Source organism: Nocardioides sp. GY 10113, assembly GCF_004919105.1.
In the GTDB taxonomy this organism is placed as follows: Bacteria; Actinomycetota; Actinomycetes; order Propionibacteriales; family Nocardioidaceae; genus Nocardioides.
Genome location: NZ_STGK01000001.1, coordinates 17,217 through 33,457, shown reverse-complemented (window position 1 = coordinate 33,457; position 16,241 = coordinate 17,217). Strand labels below are relative to the sequence as shown.

At 73.7% G+C, this 16,241-nt stretch carries 12 protein-coding genes; 8 read left to right on the top strand and 4 right to left on the bottom strand.

Annotation, left to right across the window (positions count from 1 at the left end; translation table 11 throughout):
* The first annotated feature begins 33 nt into the window (after positions 1-33).
* Complete coding sequence (locus E8D34_RS00125; RefSeq protein WP_136592566.1) at positions 34-1,809, top strand: ELWxxDGT repeat protein; 1,776 nt, start codon at positions 34-36, stop codon at positions 1,807-1,809.
* Entirely contained in the window at positions 1,806-2,876 is a 1,071-nt protein-coding gene (locus E8D34_RS00120) for a TIGR03032 family protein (protein ID WP_240770993.1), read from the top strand. Before E8D34_RS00125 ends, E8D34_RS00120 begins: the two co-directional genes overlap by 4 nt.
* Before the next feature lie 104 nt (positions 2,877-2,980).
* Here the strand turns inward: E8D34_RS00120 and E8D34_RS00115 are convergent, their stop codons facing one another.
* Positions 2,981-5,083 (bottom strand): hypothetical protein, encoded by a 2,103-nt coding sequence (locus E8D34_RS00115; RefSeq protein WP_136592565.1) that lies wholly within the window; start codon positions 5,081-5,083, stop codon positions 2,981-2,983.
* Positions 5,084-5,330: 247 nt separating this feature from the next.
* Here E8D34_RS00115 and E8D34_RS00110 point away from each other — a divergent pair, with 247 nt between their 5' ends.
* Positions 5,331-6,656 carry an NAD(P)-binding domain-containing protein gene (locus E8D34_RS00110; protein ID WP_136592564.1) on the top strand — a complete coding sequence of 442 codons (1,326 nt, stop codon included), beginning with the start codon at positions 5,331-5,333 and terminating at the stop codon, positions 6,654-6,656.
* A gap of 44 nt (positions 6,657-6,700) precedes the next feature.
* Here E8D34_RS00110 and E8D34_RS00105 read toward each other — a convergent pair whose 3' ends face one another.
* Positions 6,701-7,429 (bottom strand): hypothetical protein, encoded by a 729-nt coding sequence (locus E8D34_RS00105; protein WP_136592563.1) that lies wholly within the window; start codon positions 7,427-7,429, stop codon positions 6,701-6,703.
* A gap of 185 nt (positions 7,430-7,614) precedes the next feature.
* On the opposite strand from E8D34_RS00105, the gene E8D34_RS00100 reads away from it, so the two are divergent.
* On the top strand, positions 7,615-9,639 hold the full coding sequence (locus E8D34_RS00100; RefSeq protein WP_136592562.1) for a histidine kinase: 2,025 nt from the start codon (positions 7,615-7,617) through the stop codon (positions 9,637-9,639).
* On the top strand, positions 9,639-10,310 hold the full coding sequence (locus tag E8D34_RS00095) for a response regulator transcription factor (protein ID WP_136592561.1): 672 nt from the start codon (positions 9,639-9,641) through the stop codon (positions 10,308-10,310). Before E8D34_RS00100 ends, E8D34_RS00095 begins: the two co-directional genes overlap by 1 nt.
* A gap of 82 nt (positions 10,311-10,392) precedes the next feature.
* Here the strand turns inward: E8D34_RS00095 and E8D34_RS00090 are convergent, their stop codons facing one another.
* Complete coding sequence (locus E8D34_RS00090) at positions 10,393-11,238, bottom strand: ABC transporter permease (protein WP_136592560.1); 846 nt, start codon at positions 11,236-11,238, stop codon at positions 10,393-10,395.
* Entirely contained in the window at positions 11,235-12,221 is a 987-nt protein-coding gene (locus tag E8D34_RS00085) for an ATP-binding cassette domain-containing protein (protein WP_136592559.1), read from the bottom strand. The genes E8D34_RS00090 and E8D34_RS00085 overlap by 4 nt, the downstream gene beginning before the upstream one ends.
* Before the next feature lie 144 nt (positions 12,222-12,365).
* Here E8D34_RS00085 and E8D34_RS00080 point away from each other — a divergent pair, with 144 nt between their 5' ends.
* From E8D34_RS00080 to E8D34_RS00070, 3 genes are read left to right on the top strand one after another with little or no spacing between them, the layout of a single operon-like run.
* On the top strand, positions 12,366-13,736 hold the full coding sequence (locus E8D34_RS00080) for a M20/M25/M40 family metallo-hydrolase (RefSeq protein ID WP_136592558.1): 1,371 nt from the start codon (positions 12,366-12,368) through the stop codon (positions 13,734-13,736).
* Complete coding sequence (locus E8D34_RS00075) at positions 13,733-15,199, top strand: MFS transporter (RefSeq protein ID WP_136592557.1); 1,467 nt, start codon at positions 13,733-13,735, stop codon at positions 15,197-15,199. The genes E8D34_RS00080 and E8D34_RS00075 overlap by 4 nt, the downstream gene beginning before the upstream one ends.
* Entirely contained in the window at positions 15,196-15,723 is a 528-nt protein-coding gene (locus E8D34_RS00070; RefSeq protein ID WP_136592556.1) for a DUF664 domain-containing protein, read from the top strand. The genes E8D34_RS00075 and E8D34_RS00070 overlap by 4 nt, the downstream gene beginning before the upstream one ends.
* The last annotated feature ends 518 nt before the right edge of the window (positions 15,724-16,241 follow it).

Sequence of the window (16,241 nt, the reverse complement as noted above, 5' to 3'; positions counted from 1 at the left end):
GTGCATCGCGCGTCCTGGTCCTAGATTCAGCCCATGAGTCGCCCGCGTCGTACGGCGGGACGGATTGCCCTGACGGGGACCGCCGCGGCGGTCGTGGCCGCCACCGGCGCGGCGGTGCCGGTCGACGGGGCGCCGAGCGATGCGGGGTCCGCGGTCGCGGAGCCCAGCGCGGGTGAGCAGCGGGGTGCGGCGCGCGCGGTCTGCGACGGACCCGTGCGCACCGCCAGGAGCTCACCGAGCTACCTGACCGCGATGGACGGGCAGGTCTTCTTCAGCGCCGCCGAGGTCGGGTACCGGTGGCGGCTGTGGCGCTCGGACGGGACGGAGGAGGGCACGGTCAGGATCGGGCCCGGTGGTCCGAGTGACATCGTCGCCCTCGACTCGACGCTGCTGATGAACGCCAGGGGCCGGGGCTCGGGCGCGGAGCTGTGGCGCTCCGACGGCACCCGAGCAGGGAAGGACCTGGTCAAGGACATCTTCACGGGCCGGCGCGGTTCGGGCCCGTCCCAGCTGACGGTCGTCGGCGACACGGTGTACTTCGTGGCAACCGACCGCGCGCACGGCGAGGAGCTGTGGCGCACCGACGGCACCGAGGCGGGCACCGTGCTGGTCAAGGACATCGGCGTCCCCGGCGGGACGCCGCGCGGGGGCGACCCCTACGGCCCGGAGGGTCTGACCGCTGTGGGCGACCAGCTGTTCTTCACGGCCGACGACGGGGTGCACGGCCGGGAGCTGTGGCGGACGGACGGCACCCGGGCCGGGACGGTGCTGGTCGCGGACATCGAGGAGGGCCGCCGGAAGTACGGGCCGTGGGACCTGACCGCGGTCGGTGACACCGTCTTCTTCACCGCCGACGACGGGGTGCACGGGCGGGAGCTGTGGCGCTCCGACGGCACGGCGGCGGGGACGGCGCTGGTCAGGAACATCAAGCCCGGCCGATCGCGCTACGGTCCCGAGGCCCTGATCGCCATGGGCGACCTGCTGTTCTTCATCGTCGATGACGGGGTGCACGGGCGGGAGCTGTGGCGCTCCGACGGCACCCGGGCCGGGACGGTGCTGGTCAGCGACGTCGACCCGAGTCCTGACTCGTACGCCGGCGCCGACAACCCCGTCGTCGTGGACGACACGATCTTCTTCACCGGCGGGCTCGGTGACGACTTCGGGCTCTGGGCCACCGACGGATCCGAGGGCGGCACGGCTCTGATCGCCGCCGGCCTCGACTACTGGTCCTACGGGGAGTACTACTACGGCTATGCGGCGCCGATCGGCGGGATGCTCTACCTCTCACCGCCCATGGACGAGGGCTGGCAGCTGTGGCGCTCGGACGGAACGAAGGCGGGGACCGTGCTGGTCAAGGAAGGTCGTGGCGGCTTCTACGGCGGCCCGGCCTACATGACCGACGTCGGCGGGACCGCCTACTTCACCGCCGACGACGGCCGGCACGGCCGGGAACTCTGGCACTCGGACGGGACCGGGGCCGGCACGGCGCTGGTCAAGGACATCAACACGACCGTCGCCTTCTCCATCGGCCGGGTCCGCGCCCGCGACCTCGACGCGGGGACGCTGACCGTGCGGGTGCGTGTCGAGGGTGCCGGCCGGCTCACGCTGAAGCGGGCTCCGCGGCTGAGGCGGTCGATCACCACGCTGGATGCCCCGGGCAAGGTCGAGGTCACGCTCCGTCCGACACGTCTCGGCCTGCGCCTGCTCCGCCGGACCGGGCAGCTCACGGTCACGGCGCGCTTCGCCTACGAGCCGTGCAGCGGGATCGGCGGCACCGAGAAGCGCTCCTTCACCCTCCGGATGCGGTGAGCGCGCCGGAGGCTGAGGGTGACCCGTCCGGGCTGACGGAGATCCGCTTCCACCACAGCCCGTCGCTCCCCCGCGTCCTGGAGGAGGCTGGCTGCTCGCTGCTGGTCTCGACCTACCAGGCCGGCCAGCTGGTCTCGGTCGGTGTCGCGGACGGGCGACTCGAGTTCGCCTTCCGCCGCTTCGAGCAGGCGATGGGGGTGGCGGTCGGTGCGGAGCGGGTCGCCGTCGGCGGCAAGGGGCAGATCTGGTTCCTCCAGGATCACTCCGACATCGCGGGCTCGATCGCCCCGGCGGGCCGCCACGACCGCTGCTGGGTGCCGCGCTCGACCGCGATCACCGGCAGCATCGCCTGCCACGAGCTCGCCTGGGGCATCGACCGCGAGGGGCGCCCCGACCTGTGGATCGTCAACACCCTGTTCTCGTGCCTGGCCGGTCTGGACGAGCGCTTCAGCTTCGTCCCGCGCTGGCGCCCGCCGTTCATCACCGGGTACGCCGCCCAGGACCGCTGCCACCTCAACGGCCTGGCGATGCGTGCGGGCGCGCCGGCGTACGTCACCGTGATGGCGCCCACCGACGAGCCGCGCGGCTGGCGGAGCTCGCGCAACGACACCGGCGCGGTGATCGACGTGGCGTCCGGGGAGGTCGTCACCGCGGGCCTGGCGATGCCCCACTCGCCGCGCTGGTACGACGGGCAACTGTTCGTCCTCAACTCGGGGCTGGGATGCCTCGAGCGGGTCGACCTCGCCACCGGGCGGCGCGACCAGGTGGCGGCGGTGCCCGGCTACGCGCGGGGGCTGGCGTTGTACCGGGGCCTGGCCTTCGTCGGTCTCTCCAAGATCCGGGAGACGGCGGTCTTCGGCGGAACGCCGATCGCCGCGCACCACGACGAGCTCAAGTGCGGGGTGGGCGTGGTCGAGCTCGCGACGGGGACCACGATCGCGACCCTGCAGTTCGCCAACGGGGTCGAGGAGATCTTCGACGTCCAGGTCGTGCCGGGGGCCCGGTGCCCGACGTTCGGTGGTGCGCCCGGCGACGGAGACGAGATCTGGGTGCTTCCGGGCGGTTGATGCGCACGTCCGGGGATCGGGTCGCCCCGGAACGCGGCGAGGGCGCCGGGACCGATCGGTCCCGACGCCCTCGCCGGATCACTGGTGCGGACGAGCCGCGGTCACTACGGGCAGACGCGCCCGACCTGGCAGCGTCGGACCACGTCGAAGCTGCCCGAGGCGGTGGCCCCGGAGCGCAGCCCGACCGCGCGGACGGTCTTGGTGCCCCACCAGATGTCCACGCCGAACGACGCCGTGTAGCGGCCGCGGGCGTCGGCGCGCGCCCCCTGCGGGGAGATCCGCTCGTCCTGGTAGGTCACGGCGACACGCTCGCCGGGGACCAGGCCGGTGACCGTCACCGTCTGCTCGTCGGAGGCGCGGACCCGGTCGTCTGCCAGGCGCAGGCGGAGCTCCTTCACCGTGAAGACCCGGACGGTGGTGACGCCGCGGCGGTCGCTCTCGGCGCCGGTCAGGACGACCCGGGCCTTGCCGGTGCCCAGACCGCTCGGGACGGTCACCGTGCGCTGGACCTTCCCGTGGCGGCCGGCGTTGCCGGTCGCGACGGTGGTGTCACCGACGGTGACGGTGAAGGCCTCGCGGGGGTCGAGCCCGCGGGCGCGGATGGTGATCCGGTCACCGGCCAGGCGCAGGCCCTTGCCGGCGCGGACCGTGAGCGCCTCGGCCTCGCGGCGGAGGTCGACGGTGACCTGGGCCCGGGTGACGCCGTTCTCGTTGCGCGCGGTGAGGACGTAGGTGTTCACCCCGACGGCGGTCGGGGTGACCGACTCGGTACCGCTCGTGGCACGGTCCCCGGTCCAGCGGCCGCGGGCGGTGAGGCTGGTCGCCTCGGCGGAGGACCAGGTCAGCGTCGTGGACTGGCCGCGACGCAGCGTGGACTTCGCGACGCTCAGCTCCAGGTCCGGTGCCAGGTTCGTGGCCACGTCGCCGGCGGGCGTCGTGGTGTCGACCGCGTCGGCGTACCCGGCGAGGTGGGCGGTGACCCGGACCGAGATCGCCTGGTGCAGCTCGGCGGCGGTGAGGGTGTACGTCGCCTGGTCAGCGCCGGAGATCGGCGAGCCGTCGGCGTACCACTGGTAGCCGAAGGAGTCCGCGGCCGGGACGGTGGTGCCGGTGCCGGCGGTCAGCGTCTCGCCGACCTTGAACGTGCCGGAGATCGAGGCGGTCGGGCCGGTGCTGAACGTGCCCGGCAGCACCGCCGCGGTCGTCGTGCTGGACGAGGCGGTGTCGAAGTACGAGCGGGTCGCGCTCGCGTCGACCCGCAGCGGCGCACCGAGGTCGGCGGCGGTCGGGGTGTAGGTGCCGCCGGTGCTGGCCGTCGGCGAGCCGCCGACCCAGGAGTACGCGACGGCGGCGTCGGCCGGGTCGAGCCCGGTAACGCTCGCGGTCAGCGGGACGCCGACCTTCGGCGTACCGGTGATGGTGGGGTTCGGCAGCGTGATGGTGCCGCCGTCCACCGGGCCGACGCCGGTCGAGGTCTTCGTGGTGGCGTCGGGGTATCCGTAGAGGGTGGCGCCGACCCGGACGCTGATGGTGTGGCCGGCGTCGGCGTTCACCGGCTGGTACGTCGTGCCGGTGGCACTCGCGATCGGGTTGCCGTCGCGCAGCCACTGGTAGGTCTTCGTGGCGCTCGCGGGGGTGGTGGTCAGCGAGGCGGCGTTGACGCTGAGCGTCTGCCCGACGGTGGTGGTGCCGGAGATGGCCGGCGTGCCGGAAAGGGTGATCGCCGACGTCTCCTGCAGGGACCCGCTGGTGATGTAGCGGACGTCGGTGCAGTTGTTGCACTCGTAGCTGGAGTCGCCGATCTCGATCGGCACGACGGCGTCCGGCGCCGCGTCGACGAGCGAGGTGCTGGGCGTGATCCAGAAGTAGCGGCTGTAGTCCAGGTGGATCGCCAGCATGCCCGGGTAGGCAATCACCTCGGAATTGCCGAGGTCGTACGTCGTGGAGGTGCCGAAGATGGCCGTGTCACCGCCGCTGGTGACGACGTCGAAGTCGACCAGCGTGCCGGTGCTGTCGATCATCAGGATGCCGGTCATGGTGCCCCCGTCGTCGAAGGTGACGTCAGTGAGCGTCCACATGCGCTCACCGGCCGCGGAGGCCGGGCTGGCGAGGCCGATGACGAGCGTCGCGAGCGCGGCCGCGAGCGCGACGACGGCCGCCAGGGCGCGGCGCGCGAGGGCGCGGGCCGGGGGTGGAACGTGACTCATGAAGGTGTTTCTCCTCGACAGGTGGGGAACCGCGGGCGAAGCGCTCGAGACCGCGGGAACCGACGAAATCTAGTGACGACCGGGCGCCCCCGACCGGGGACAGGCCAGGGGTTCCGAAACCCGCGGGAAAGTCGGGACATTCGTCCTGGGCCGGAGATGGCAGGGCGATCGCGCCGCCCAGAACATTGACAGTCGTCTATGTCTCCCGCATCCTTGATATCGATATCCGTCGATGTAAGGAGTGGTGATGGACGAGCTGCCCGTCGTGGTGATCGGCGCCGGCCCGCAGGGCCTGGCGGCTGCCGCGCACCTGCTGGAGCGCGGCCTCGAGCCGCTGGTGCTCGAGTCCGGCAGCGGACCGGCGTCCGCGATCGCCGAGTGGGGGCATGTCCGGCTCTTCTCCGCCTGGCCCGAGCTGGTCGACGCGGCCTCGGCCCGGTTCCTCGAGCCGACCGGCTGGTCGGCGCCGACCGAGGGGTACCCGACCGGTGCGGAGTGGATCGAGCGGTACCTGGCGCCGCTCGCCGCCGCGCTCGGTGACCGCGTCCGGTACGACGCGCGGGTCGTCGGCGTCGGGCGCAAGGGCCGCGACCGGCTGGTCGACGCCGACCGCGCGGCGCAGCCGTTCACCGTCCACCTGACCAGCGCAGACGGCCGCGAGGAGCGGGTCGAGGCGCGCGCCGTCATCGATGCCTCCGGCACCTGGCGCGGGCCCAGCCCCGCCGGCGCCGACGGCATCCCCGCCCTCGGCGAGCGCGCCGCCGCCGACCTGATCGCCTACCAGGTGCCCGACCGCGCCCACCCCGAGCGGTACGCCGGCCGGCACACCGTCGTGGTCGGCGCCGGCGCCTCGGCGTTCAACGCCGTCCACGAGCTGGTCCGGATCGCCGCCGACCACCCGGGCACCCGCGTCACCTGGGCGATCCGCCGCGGTGTCACCGCCGACACCTTCGGCGGCGGCGCCGCCGACCAGCTCCCCGAGCGGGGTGCGGTGGGCCAGCGGGCCAAGGCTGCCGTCGAGTCGGGTGCGGTCGAGCTGGTCACCGGGTTCCGCACCGCCGAGATCCGCCGCGAGCCCGGTGCCGGCGGTGCGGATCGGGCCGTGCTGGTCGGCGAGGACGGGCGTGCGCTGCCCGCCGCCGACACGGTCGTGGTGCTGACCGGCTTCCGGCCCGACCTGTCGTTCCTCTCCGAGCTGCGGCTGGACCTCGACCCGACCCTGCAGGCCCCGCGCCGGGTGGCGGCCGAGGTCGACCCGAACATCCACTCCTGTGGCTCGGTGCAGGCCACCGGCGCCGCCGACCTGGCCCAGCCCGAGCCCGACCTCTACCTGGTCGGCATGAAGTCCTACGGCCGGGCGCCCACCTTCCTGGCGCTGACCGGCTACGAGCAGGTCCGCAGCGTCGCCGCGGCGCTCGCCGGCGACCACGAGGCGGCCGCCCGCGTGGAGCTGGCGCTGCCCGACACCGGCGTCTGCGGCGGTGCGGGCCTCTACGACGAGCCCGAGGGCGCCGGCGGCTGCTGCGCGCCCACCCCCGTCGTCCTCACCCTCGGGGCGTCCCTGCACGGGTGAGCGCGAGTCGGCAGATGCTCTCTGCCGACTCGCGGCTCGGGGGGTCAGGAACCCGCGGTTCGCCCCTTGACGCCCAGGTCGATCCCGATCGCGACCGGCCACAGGTAGGAGCCGAAGAGCGCCACGTAGAAGGCGACCTGCGCGGCGCCGGAACCCACCGCCGTGCCGACCACCATGGCGATGGCCGCCGCCGAGACGGCCAGCCCGAACCAGGCCACGGGACGGTGGACGACCCGTGCCCGCAGCGCCACCCACGACACCGTGCCGACCATCGCGCAGGTGACGGCCAGGACGAGCGAGCCCAGGGCGTCGGCGACGAGAGTGGCGTCGTACAGCGTGGTGATGGTCCGGTCGGGGAGGTCGTCGACGTCCGGTACGAACAGCCACACGCCGTAGAAAGCGGTGAAGAGCAGCAGCTGGAGCGCGGTGAACCCGCCGGCGACGAGCGCGAACGGCGCGGCGACCGTCCCGGGCCGGGCGCGCTCGAGGATCCGGCTGACCGCCCCGAGCAGGGCGAGCAGGGCGACGACCCCGACCACCGACGCGACGGCGTTGAACGTCAGGGTCGTCGAACCGGCATCGACGTACGCGCGGATGTCGCCGGCGCCGGCGGTGGTGCGGTCGGGGGCCTCGGGGGTGGTGCTGAAGAGGAAGCAGACCAGCCAGGCCACGCCCGCGACCAGCGCCACGCGGTGCGGACGGGAGCCTGGCGGGACGGCCTGCGTTGTCGTCGGGTGGTCGGTCGCTGACCCGGGCTTCTCGGTCGTGCTCATCGCGTGCCTCCTGGGGCGAGGTGGAAGGGACGCCCCACCGTCCGCCGGGCGGCGTCCCGCCGAACAGGGCCGCCCGCCCCGCGGGTGCCCGCCCCCGCGCCCGGCCGGAGCCGGGACATCTGTCCCTCCCCGACGGGACGCTCCGATGGCTACGGTGAGTCCCCCGTCACCACCCAGGAGCGCCGATGAGCGGACCGCGCGGAGCCGGCTGGCGCAGCGCCGCCAGGGTCGCCGTCGTCGCGACGCTCGCGGCGATGCTGGCCGTGCTGCTGCTTGTCGGGTACGCCGCCGGGCGCTGGGCCGGGACGGAGGCCTCCTCGGTCACCGACCTGGTGTGGGCGCTCAGCTTCCTGGCCTTCCCTGTGGTCGGGGCGCTGATCGCGTGGCACCGGCCTCGGCTGCCGCTCGGCTGGGTGTGGCTCGGCGTCGGGGTCGCCCAGACCTCGGCCGCCGGCTGGGGCCTGGTCGCCCAGCACGCCGCCGGCACCGGCCGCGAGGCGGTGGCCGACTGGGCCAGCCTGGTGGAGAACCTCAGCTTCGGCACGGCGTTCGTGCTGGCGACGACGTTCGGGCTGCTGCTCTTCCCCGTGGCCGGCGTCCCGCTGCGAGCGACCCTGCTGCGGATCAGCGTGGTCGCGACGCCGCTGATGCTGGTCGGCTACGCCCTGGCCACCGGCAGGATCGAGGACGACCTGGGTCGGGAGAGCCCGCTGGCTGTGGCGGCCTGGGCGCCCTGGCCGCGGGTGGTCGGCGACCTCGCCGGCGACCTGCTGCTGTTGGTCACGCTGGGCGCCGCCGCGACCCTGCTGGTGGCCTGGCGGCGGGCCCGCGGCGAGGACCGCATCCGCCTGATGTGGCTCGGGCTCGGCGCCCTCGTGCTGCTGCTCGCCGCCACCTTCGGCACGGTGCTGGCCGTGGGCACCGGACTGCCCGCGGTCGGCCCCCTCGCCGAGGCGGTCGTCGTCGTCGCGATCCCGCTGGCGGTCGGCGTCGGCGTGCTGCGCGTCGGCCTGTTCGATGTCGAGGCCGTCGTCGACCACACCATCGTGTACGCCGTCCTCACCGGGCTCGTGCTCGCCACCTACGTCGCCTCTGTCGCCGTGGCGACCGGCTTCCTCGGCGACGATGCGGCGCGCGGCGCCTCCCTGGTGGCCAGCGCCGCGGTCGCGGTGTCGCTCAGCCCCATCAAGGAGCGGCTGCAGCGCCGCGTCGACCGCCTCGTCTACGGCGACCGGGACCGGCCCTACTCGGTGCTCGCCGGCCTCGCCGCCCGACTCGAGCGGACCACCGCGCTCGATGAGCTCCTGGCGGCGGTGACCGACACCATCGGGCGGGCGTTGCGGCTCGCCTACGTCCGGGTCGAGCTCGACCAGTTGCGCCTGGAGCCCGGGCCGGCCGCGCCGGCGGGTGCGGTCGCCCTGCCGTTGGTCGCCCACGGCCGTCAGGAGGGGGTGCTCGTGGTCGGCGGGCGCAGCGGGCGGGCGGTCTTCTCCGAGCACGAGCTGGCCCTGCTGCGTGACCTGGCCACCCAGGTCGCCCGTGAGGTACGGGTCGCCCGCCTCGCCCGCGACCTGCAGGAGTCCCGGGAGCGGATCGTCCGGGCACGGGAGGAGGAGCGGCTGCGCGTACGCCGTGACCTGCACGACGGCATCGGCCCCACCCTGGCAGCAGCGGGCCTCCAGGTCGATGCTCTGCGCGACCGGTGGATCAGCGAGGACCCCGAAGTGGACGCGCTGCTGGCGAAGGTCAAGGCGGAGATCGCCGACTCGGTGGCGGACGTGCGCCGCGTCGTCGACGGATTGCGGCCGCCGGCGCTTGACGACCTGGGCCTGGCCGGAGTGGTCAGGGTGCACGCCGAGGACCTCACCGCGGCCGGGCTGATCGTCGATGTCGACTGCCCGCCGGATCTGGCCGTGCCGAGCGCGGCGGTGGAGGTGGCGGCGTACCGGATCGTGACCGAGGCCGTGACGAACGTCGTCCGGCACGCACGAGCGGGGCGCTGCACGGTGCGGATGCGGCTCACGGACGGATGGTTGTTGGTCGAGGTGCTCGACGACGGGGTCGGCCTCGGTGGCGCGGTCGGTGCGGGCGTGGGCACGGCCTCGATGCGGGAGCGAGCGACCGAGCTGGGCGGCGAGGTCACGATCGGCGAAGGACCCCGCGGCGGGACCGTGGTCGCGGCCCGGCTGCCCGTGGATGGGGGCACCTGATGGCCGCTCCCGATGGCGCGCGGTCCGTTCGTGTGCTGATCGTCGATGACCACCCGATCTTTCGCGACGGGCTGCGGACCGCGCTCTCCGGCACCGACGAGTTAGTGGTGGTGGGCGAGGCCGGCGACGTGCACGCTGCGCTGGCGGCCGTCGACGAGCTAGGGCCCGACGTGGTGCTGATGGACCTCAACATGCCCGGCACCAACGGCATCGAGGGGACCCGGCTGGTGCGGGCGCGGGCCGGCTGTGCCGTGCTGGTGCTGACGATGCAGTCCGACGACGACTCCGTGTACGCCGCGGTCCGAGCCGGCGCGGCCGGCTACCTGCTGAAGGGCGCCGACCGCGGAGAGGTGATCCGGGCGGTGGTCGGGGTGGCCAACGGCGAGGCTGTGTTCGGACCCCAGGTCGCCGCGCGGATGCTGGCCCACCTGTCCGGCGAGGGCCCGGCCCGGGGGCGACCGTTTCCCCAGCTGACCGAACGGGAGCGCGACGTCCTCGACCTGGTCGCCCGGGGGCTGGGCAACCAGGCGATCGCGCACCGGCTGTCCCTGTCGCCGAAGACGGTCCGCAACAACGTCTCGACGATCCTGGGCAAGCTGCACGCCGTCGACCGCGCGGAGGCGATCGAGCGGGCCCGCGACCAGGGGCTGGGCGAACCCGGGCCGCGCTGAGCCGGCCGAGGTTCGGCGGAGGCCTCTGCCGACTCGGCTCCCGTCCCGCGCGTCGGCGCTGGGACCTCTGTCGCCCCCGCGCTCAGCGGGCGGTGGTGCGCCGGTACTGCCGCACCGAGAGCGGCACGAACACCACCAGGATCAGCACCACCCAGACCAGCGTGTACGCCTCGGGGTGCTGCATCGGCCAGGCGTCGGACGGCGGCATCCCCCCGGTGTTGCCGAACAGCTCCCGGGAGGCCTGCGTCAGCGCGGAGACCGGGTTCCACTCGACCAGGGTCTGCAGCACCCCGCTGAACGACTCGGTCGGCACGAACGCGTTCGAGACGAACGTCAACGGCATGATCACGATGAAGGAGGCGTTGTTGATGACGTCGACGCTGGGCACGAGCAGCCCGACGTAGGCCATCACCCAGCTGATCGCGTAGGCGAAGAGCAGCAGCAGCGCGAAGCCGGCCAGCGCGTCGGCGGCACCCTCGCGGATCCGCCAGCCGACCAGCAGTCCGGTGACGGCCATGATGATCAGCGACAGCACGTTGTAGACCACGTCGGAGGTGGTCCGGCCGACCAGCACCGCCGAGTGCGACATCGGCAGCGACCGGAACCGGTCGATGATCCCCTTCTGCATGTCCTCGGCCAGCCCGGCGCCGGTGAAGGTGGCGCCGAAGACGACCGTCTGGGCGAAGATGCCCGCGATCAGCCACTCCTTGTAGTCGACCGCGCCGCCGGGGTCGATCGCGCCGCCGAAGACGAACGCGAAGAGCAGCACGAACATGATCGGGCTGATCAGGACGAAGACCAGGATCTCCGGCACCCGCTTGATCTTGATCAGGTTGCGCTGGGCCACCACCCAGCCGTCTGCGAGGGCCTGGGTGAGGGTGGCTCGACCGGCGGTGTGGTGCCGGTCGGTCGTCTGCTGGACGCTCATCGGGACACCTCCGTCCTCGCGCGGTCCTTGCCCGCTGTCGCCTCGGCCGCGTGGCCGGTCAGGGAGAGGAACACGTCGTCCATCGTCGGGCGGCGCAGTCCGACGTCGAGCACGGTCACCGTCCGTTCCTCGAAGCCGTGCAGCACGCGCAGCAGATCGCCGGTCCCGGTGCCGCGGACCGCGGCGGTCAGCTCGCGACCGTTCTCCCCGACCACCACCTCGCCCGCCGCCACCGCGGCCAGCACGTCGCGCGCCGCGTCGCGGTCCTCGCTGTCGGCGAGGACCACCTCGATCCGCTCGCCCCCGGTGCGGGCCTTCAGCTCGTCGGCGGTGCCGCGGGCGATCTCGCGACCGTGGTCGATCACCAGGATCTCGTCGGCCAGCTTGTCGGCCTCCTCCAGGTACTGCGTGGTCAGCAGCAGGGTCGCGCCCCCGGCGACCAGCTCGCGGATCACGTCCCACATCTGCTGGCGGCTGCGCACGTCCAACCCGGTGGTCGGCTCGTCGAGCACCAGGACGGGTGGCTCGGCGACCAGTGCGCCCGCCAGGTCCAGGCGCCGCCGCATGCCGCCGGAGTAGGTCTTGGACGGCCGATGCGCGGCATCGGCGAGGTCGAACCGGTCCAGCAGCTCGGTCGCCCGCTCCTGGGCCCGGGCCTTGCCCAGGTGGTAGAGCCGGCCGACCATCACCAGGTTCTCGTAGCCGGTCAGGTGCTCGTCGACCGCGGCGTACTGCCCGGACAGGCCGATGTTCGCCCGCACCGCGGTCGGCTCCCGCCGTACGTCGAACCCGGCCACCTCCGCCTCGCCCTCGTCGGGCACCAGCAGCGTGGTCAGGCAGCGCACCGCCGTGGTCTTCCCTGCGCCGTTGGGGCCGAGCAGGGCCAGCACCCGGCCCTGGTCGACATCGAGGTCGAGGCCGCGCAACGCCTCCACGTCGCCGTACCGCTTGGTCAAGCCGCGGGCGCGGATCATGGTCGTCATCGCTCGTTGCCTCCGCTGCTGGGTGATCCGGACTCTTCGACACTACGGACCGGCGCCGACAGTGCGACTCATCGATCGGGGCGCGAGCGCCGCACGACGGGGTCCTGCATCAAGTGATGGAGGTCACTGCCTAGAGTGCCGTCCATGCCCCCACACGTCGTCCCCCCCAGCGACCGGGCCGTGGAGAAGCTGCAGACGCTCGTCCGGATCCCGACGGTCTCCGACCGCGATCCCGCGAACGTCGACACGGCCGCGTTCGACGCGTTCGTCGACGCGCTGCTGGAGCAGTTCCCGGTCCTGCACGAGCACCTCGAGCTCACCCGTGTCGACACCCACGGCCTGCTCTTCCGCTGGCCCGGTGAGTCCGCGGCGCGACCGGTGGTGCTGATGGCCCACCTCGACGTGGTGCCGGTCGGCGACGAGGCGCGTTGGACGCACCCGCCGTTCTCCGCCGAGATCCACGACGGCTCCGTCTGGGGTCGCGGCACGCTGGACGACAAGGGCTCCCTGGTCGCCATCTGCGAGGCCGTCGAGTCCCTCATCGGGGCCGACGTGGTCCCCGCGCAGGACGTCTGGCTCTCCTTCGGCTGCAACGAGGAGGTCTCCGGCGCCGCGGCGATCCTCGCGGTCGAGGAGCTGAAGCGCCGGGGCGTGCGGCCGTGGTTCGTGCTCGACGAGGGCGGCGCGATCGCGGCCGAGGCGTTCCCCGGGATCTCCGCGCCGGTGGGCGTGGTCGGGGTGACCGAGAAGGGCGTCACCTCGCTGGAGCTGGTCGCCACCGGCGACGGCGGCCACGCCTCCACGCCGGCCAAGAACGGCCCGACGGTCCGGCTGGCCCGGGCCATCACCCGGCTCGACGCCGCGCCGATGCCGGCCCGGCTGCCCGACGTCACCCTCGAGCTCTTCCGGCGGATGGCGCCCGCGGCCCGGCGCCCGCTGCGCCCGGTGCTGCGTCGGATCCTCGACGCCGAGCGGCTGCGCCCGTTGGTCACCCGCGCGCTGCTCGCCGCCGGTCCCGAGGCCGCCTCGATGGCCCGGACGACCTTCGCCGTCACCACCCTCTCCGGCTCCCCCGCCCTGAACGTGATCGCCTCCACCGCGAAGGCCGGCGTCAACATCCGGATCATGGTCGGCGACTCGGTCGCCGACGTGATCGCCCACGTCAAGGGCGTGATCGACGACGACAGCATCCGCGTCGACGTCATCGAGTCGAACGAGCCCAGCCCCGTCTCGCCGTACGACGACGAGGCGTTCGCCCTGATCGAGCGGACGATCACGGAGCGCTTCCCCGACGCGGTGGCCGCGCCGTACGTGATGATGGCCGCTACCGACGCCCGCTTCTTCACCGCGATCTGCGACCGGGTCTACAGGTTCACGCCGTTCCGGATGGACAAGGCCCAGCGCGAGTCGATCCACACCTACGACGAGCACCTCGGCGTCCAGGCGTTCCTGGACGGCATCGACTGGTACCGGCAGCTGATCGTCTCGCTGCCCGAGGGAACGGACCCCGCATGAGCCTCCCCGCCCCCACGCTGACCCCGGCCCGCGGCCTGGTCGCGATCGTCGGCTTCCTCGTCTTCGTCGAGTTCGCCAGCGGCATCCTGCAGGGCTACTACACGCCGATCTTCTCCGACATCGCCGACCACCTCGGGATCAGCGACGCGGACGTCAACTGGTTCGAGGCCGCGCAGCTGATCGTCTCGGCGCTCGCCGTGCCGCCGCTGGCCCGGCTCGGTGACCTGGCCGGCCACAAGGCCGTGCTGCTGTGTGCCACCGCCGCGACCGCGGCCGGCTCCTGGGTGATGGCGTTCGCCCCCGGCTTCACCACCTTCCTGGTCGGCGTCGCCCTCCAGGGCGCCTACGTGGTCTGGTTGCCGCTCGAGGTCGCGATCGTCTACCGGCGTACCAGCGGCAACCCGCGCCAGCACCAGCTGACCCGGCGTTCCGCGGCGATCCTGGTCGGCGCCCTGCAGCTCTCGGTGATCGTCGGTGCGCTCACCAGCGGCGCGCTGGTCGGCTCGGTCTCGATGACCACGCTGCTGATGCTGCCCGCGATCGCGGTCACCGCCTGCTTCGTGGTGATCTGGTTCGGCATCGAGGACGTGCCCGGCACCGCCGGCCGCGCCTCCCTGGCGGCGATGGACCTGCGCGGCCTCGCGCTGCTGACCGCGGGCCTCGGGCTGGTCATGGCCGGCCTGATCGCGGTCCGCCTGCAGGGCCCCGGCTCGCCGTTGCCGTGGCTGCTGCTGCTCGCCGGCGCCGCGACGATGGTGGTCTTCGTGCGCGCCGAGCTCGCCATCGAGGAGCCCCTGGTCGACGTCCGACTCCTCGCGTCGAGCGGGCAGTGGCAGGTCCAGCTCTGTGCGTTCCTCTTCGGCATGTCGGTGCTCGGTGCCCAGATCCCGCTCTCCACGTTCGCCCGCACCGATCCCGACGTGGTCGGCTACGGCCTCGGCGCCAGCGCTGCCTTCGTCTCCACGTTGGTCGGGGTCTACGTCATCTTCATGGCCGTCGGCGCGTTCAGCCTGCCGCTCACCTCCCGGCTGTTCGGCGAGCGCGGCGCGCTGGTGGTCTCCGCGGTGCTGGCCGGCACCGGCTACGCGCTGTGGCTGCCCCTGCACGGCAGCACCGGCCAGGCGCTGGTGAACATGATGGTGATCGGCGTCGGCTCCGGTGCCCTGGTGGCGGCCCTGCCGGCGGTGGCGGCCGCGGCGGCACCGCCGGAGCGCACCGGGTTCGCCACCGGCATGACCAACGGCATCAAGACCGTCGGTGGCGCCATCGCCTCGGCCGTCTTCGCGATCGCGCTCTCGGCGACAGGTTCGCTGGACGCGGCCGGTGAGGGTCACGCCCCGCTGGCGGGCTACCTGACCGTGTGGGCGGTCTGCGCCGTGTCCGCGTACGCCGCGGCCGTCGCGCTGGCCTTCCTCCCGCGACGTACCGCCCAGGCCGGAAGCGACGTACTCTCGCACGCATGACCCCCGCCGCGGCCCTGCTCGTCGACGCTCTCGGCAGGGTCGCGGAGGATGTCGCCGGCGTCCTCGACGGCCTCGACGAGACCCACCTCAGCGCCCGGGTCGGCACCGGCGCCAACCCGATCGGCTGGCTGGTCTGGCACCTGACCCGCGTCCAGGACGACCACGTGGCCGGGGTCGCCGGGTCCGAGCAGGTGTGGAGCGCCGAGGGGTACGTCGGCCGGTTCGGCCTGCCGCTCGATGCCGCCGACCTCGGCTACGGCCACACGAGCGAGCAGGTCGCCGCGGTCCGGGGGTTCTCGGCGGAGCTGCTGCGCGAGTACCACGACGCGACCTACCGGCGCAGCGCGGCGTACCTGGGCACGATCTCCGACGCCGATCTCGGCCGGGTCGTCGACGAGCGTTGGGACCCGCCGGTGACGCTCGGCGTGCGGCTGGTCAGCGTGGCCAACGACTGCGCCCAGCACGTCGGCCAGGCGGCGTACGTGCGGGGTCTGTTGACGGGGTGGAGGCCCGCGTCGGGCTGACGCCGGGGGTGGTTTCGAGGCTCGCTGCGCTCGCACCTCAACCACCGCGGGCGCGCTGCGCTCGCGCCTCAACCACCGGGGGCGCGCTGCGCTCGCGCCTCAACCACCGGGGGCGCGCTGCGCTCGCGCCTCAACCACCGGGGGCGCGCTGCGCTCGCGCCTCAACCACCGGGGGCGCGCTGCGCTCGCGCCTCAACCACCGGGGGCGCGCTGCGCTCGCGCCTCAACCACCGGGGGCGCGCTGCGCTCGCGCCTCAACCACCGGGGGCGCGCTGCGCTCGCGCCTCAACCACCGGGGGCGCGCTGCGCTCGCGCCTCAACCACCGGGGGCGCGCTGCGCTCGCGCCTCAACCACCGGGGGCGCGCTGCGCTCGCGCCTCAACCACCGGGGGCGCGCTGCGCTCGCGCCTCAACCACCGGGGGCGCGCTGCGCTCGCGCCTCAACCACCGGGGGCGCGCTGCGCTCGCGCCTCAACCACCGGGGGCGCGCTGCGCTCGCACCTCAACCACCGGGGGCG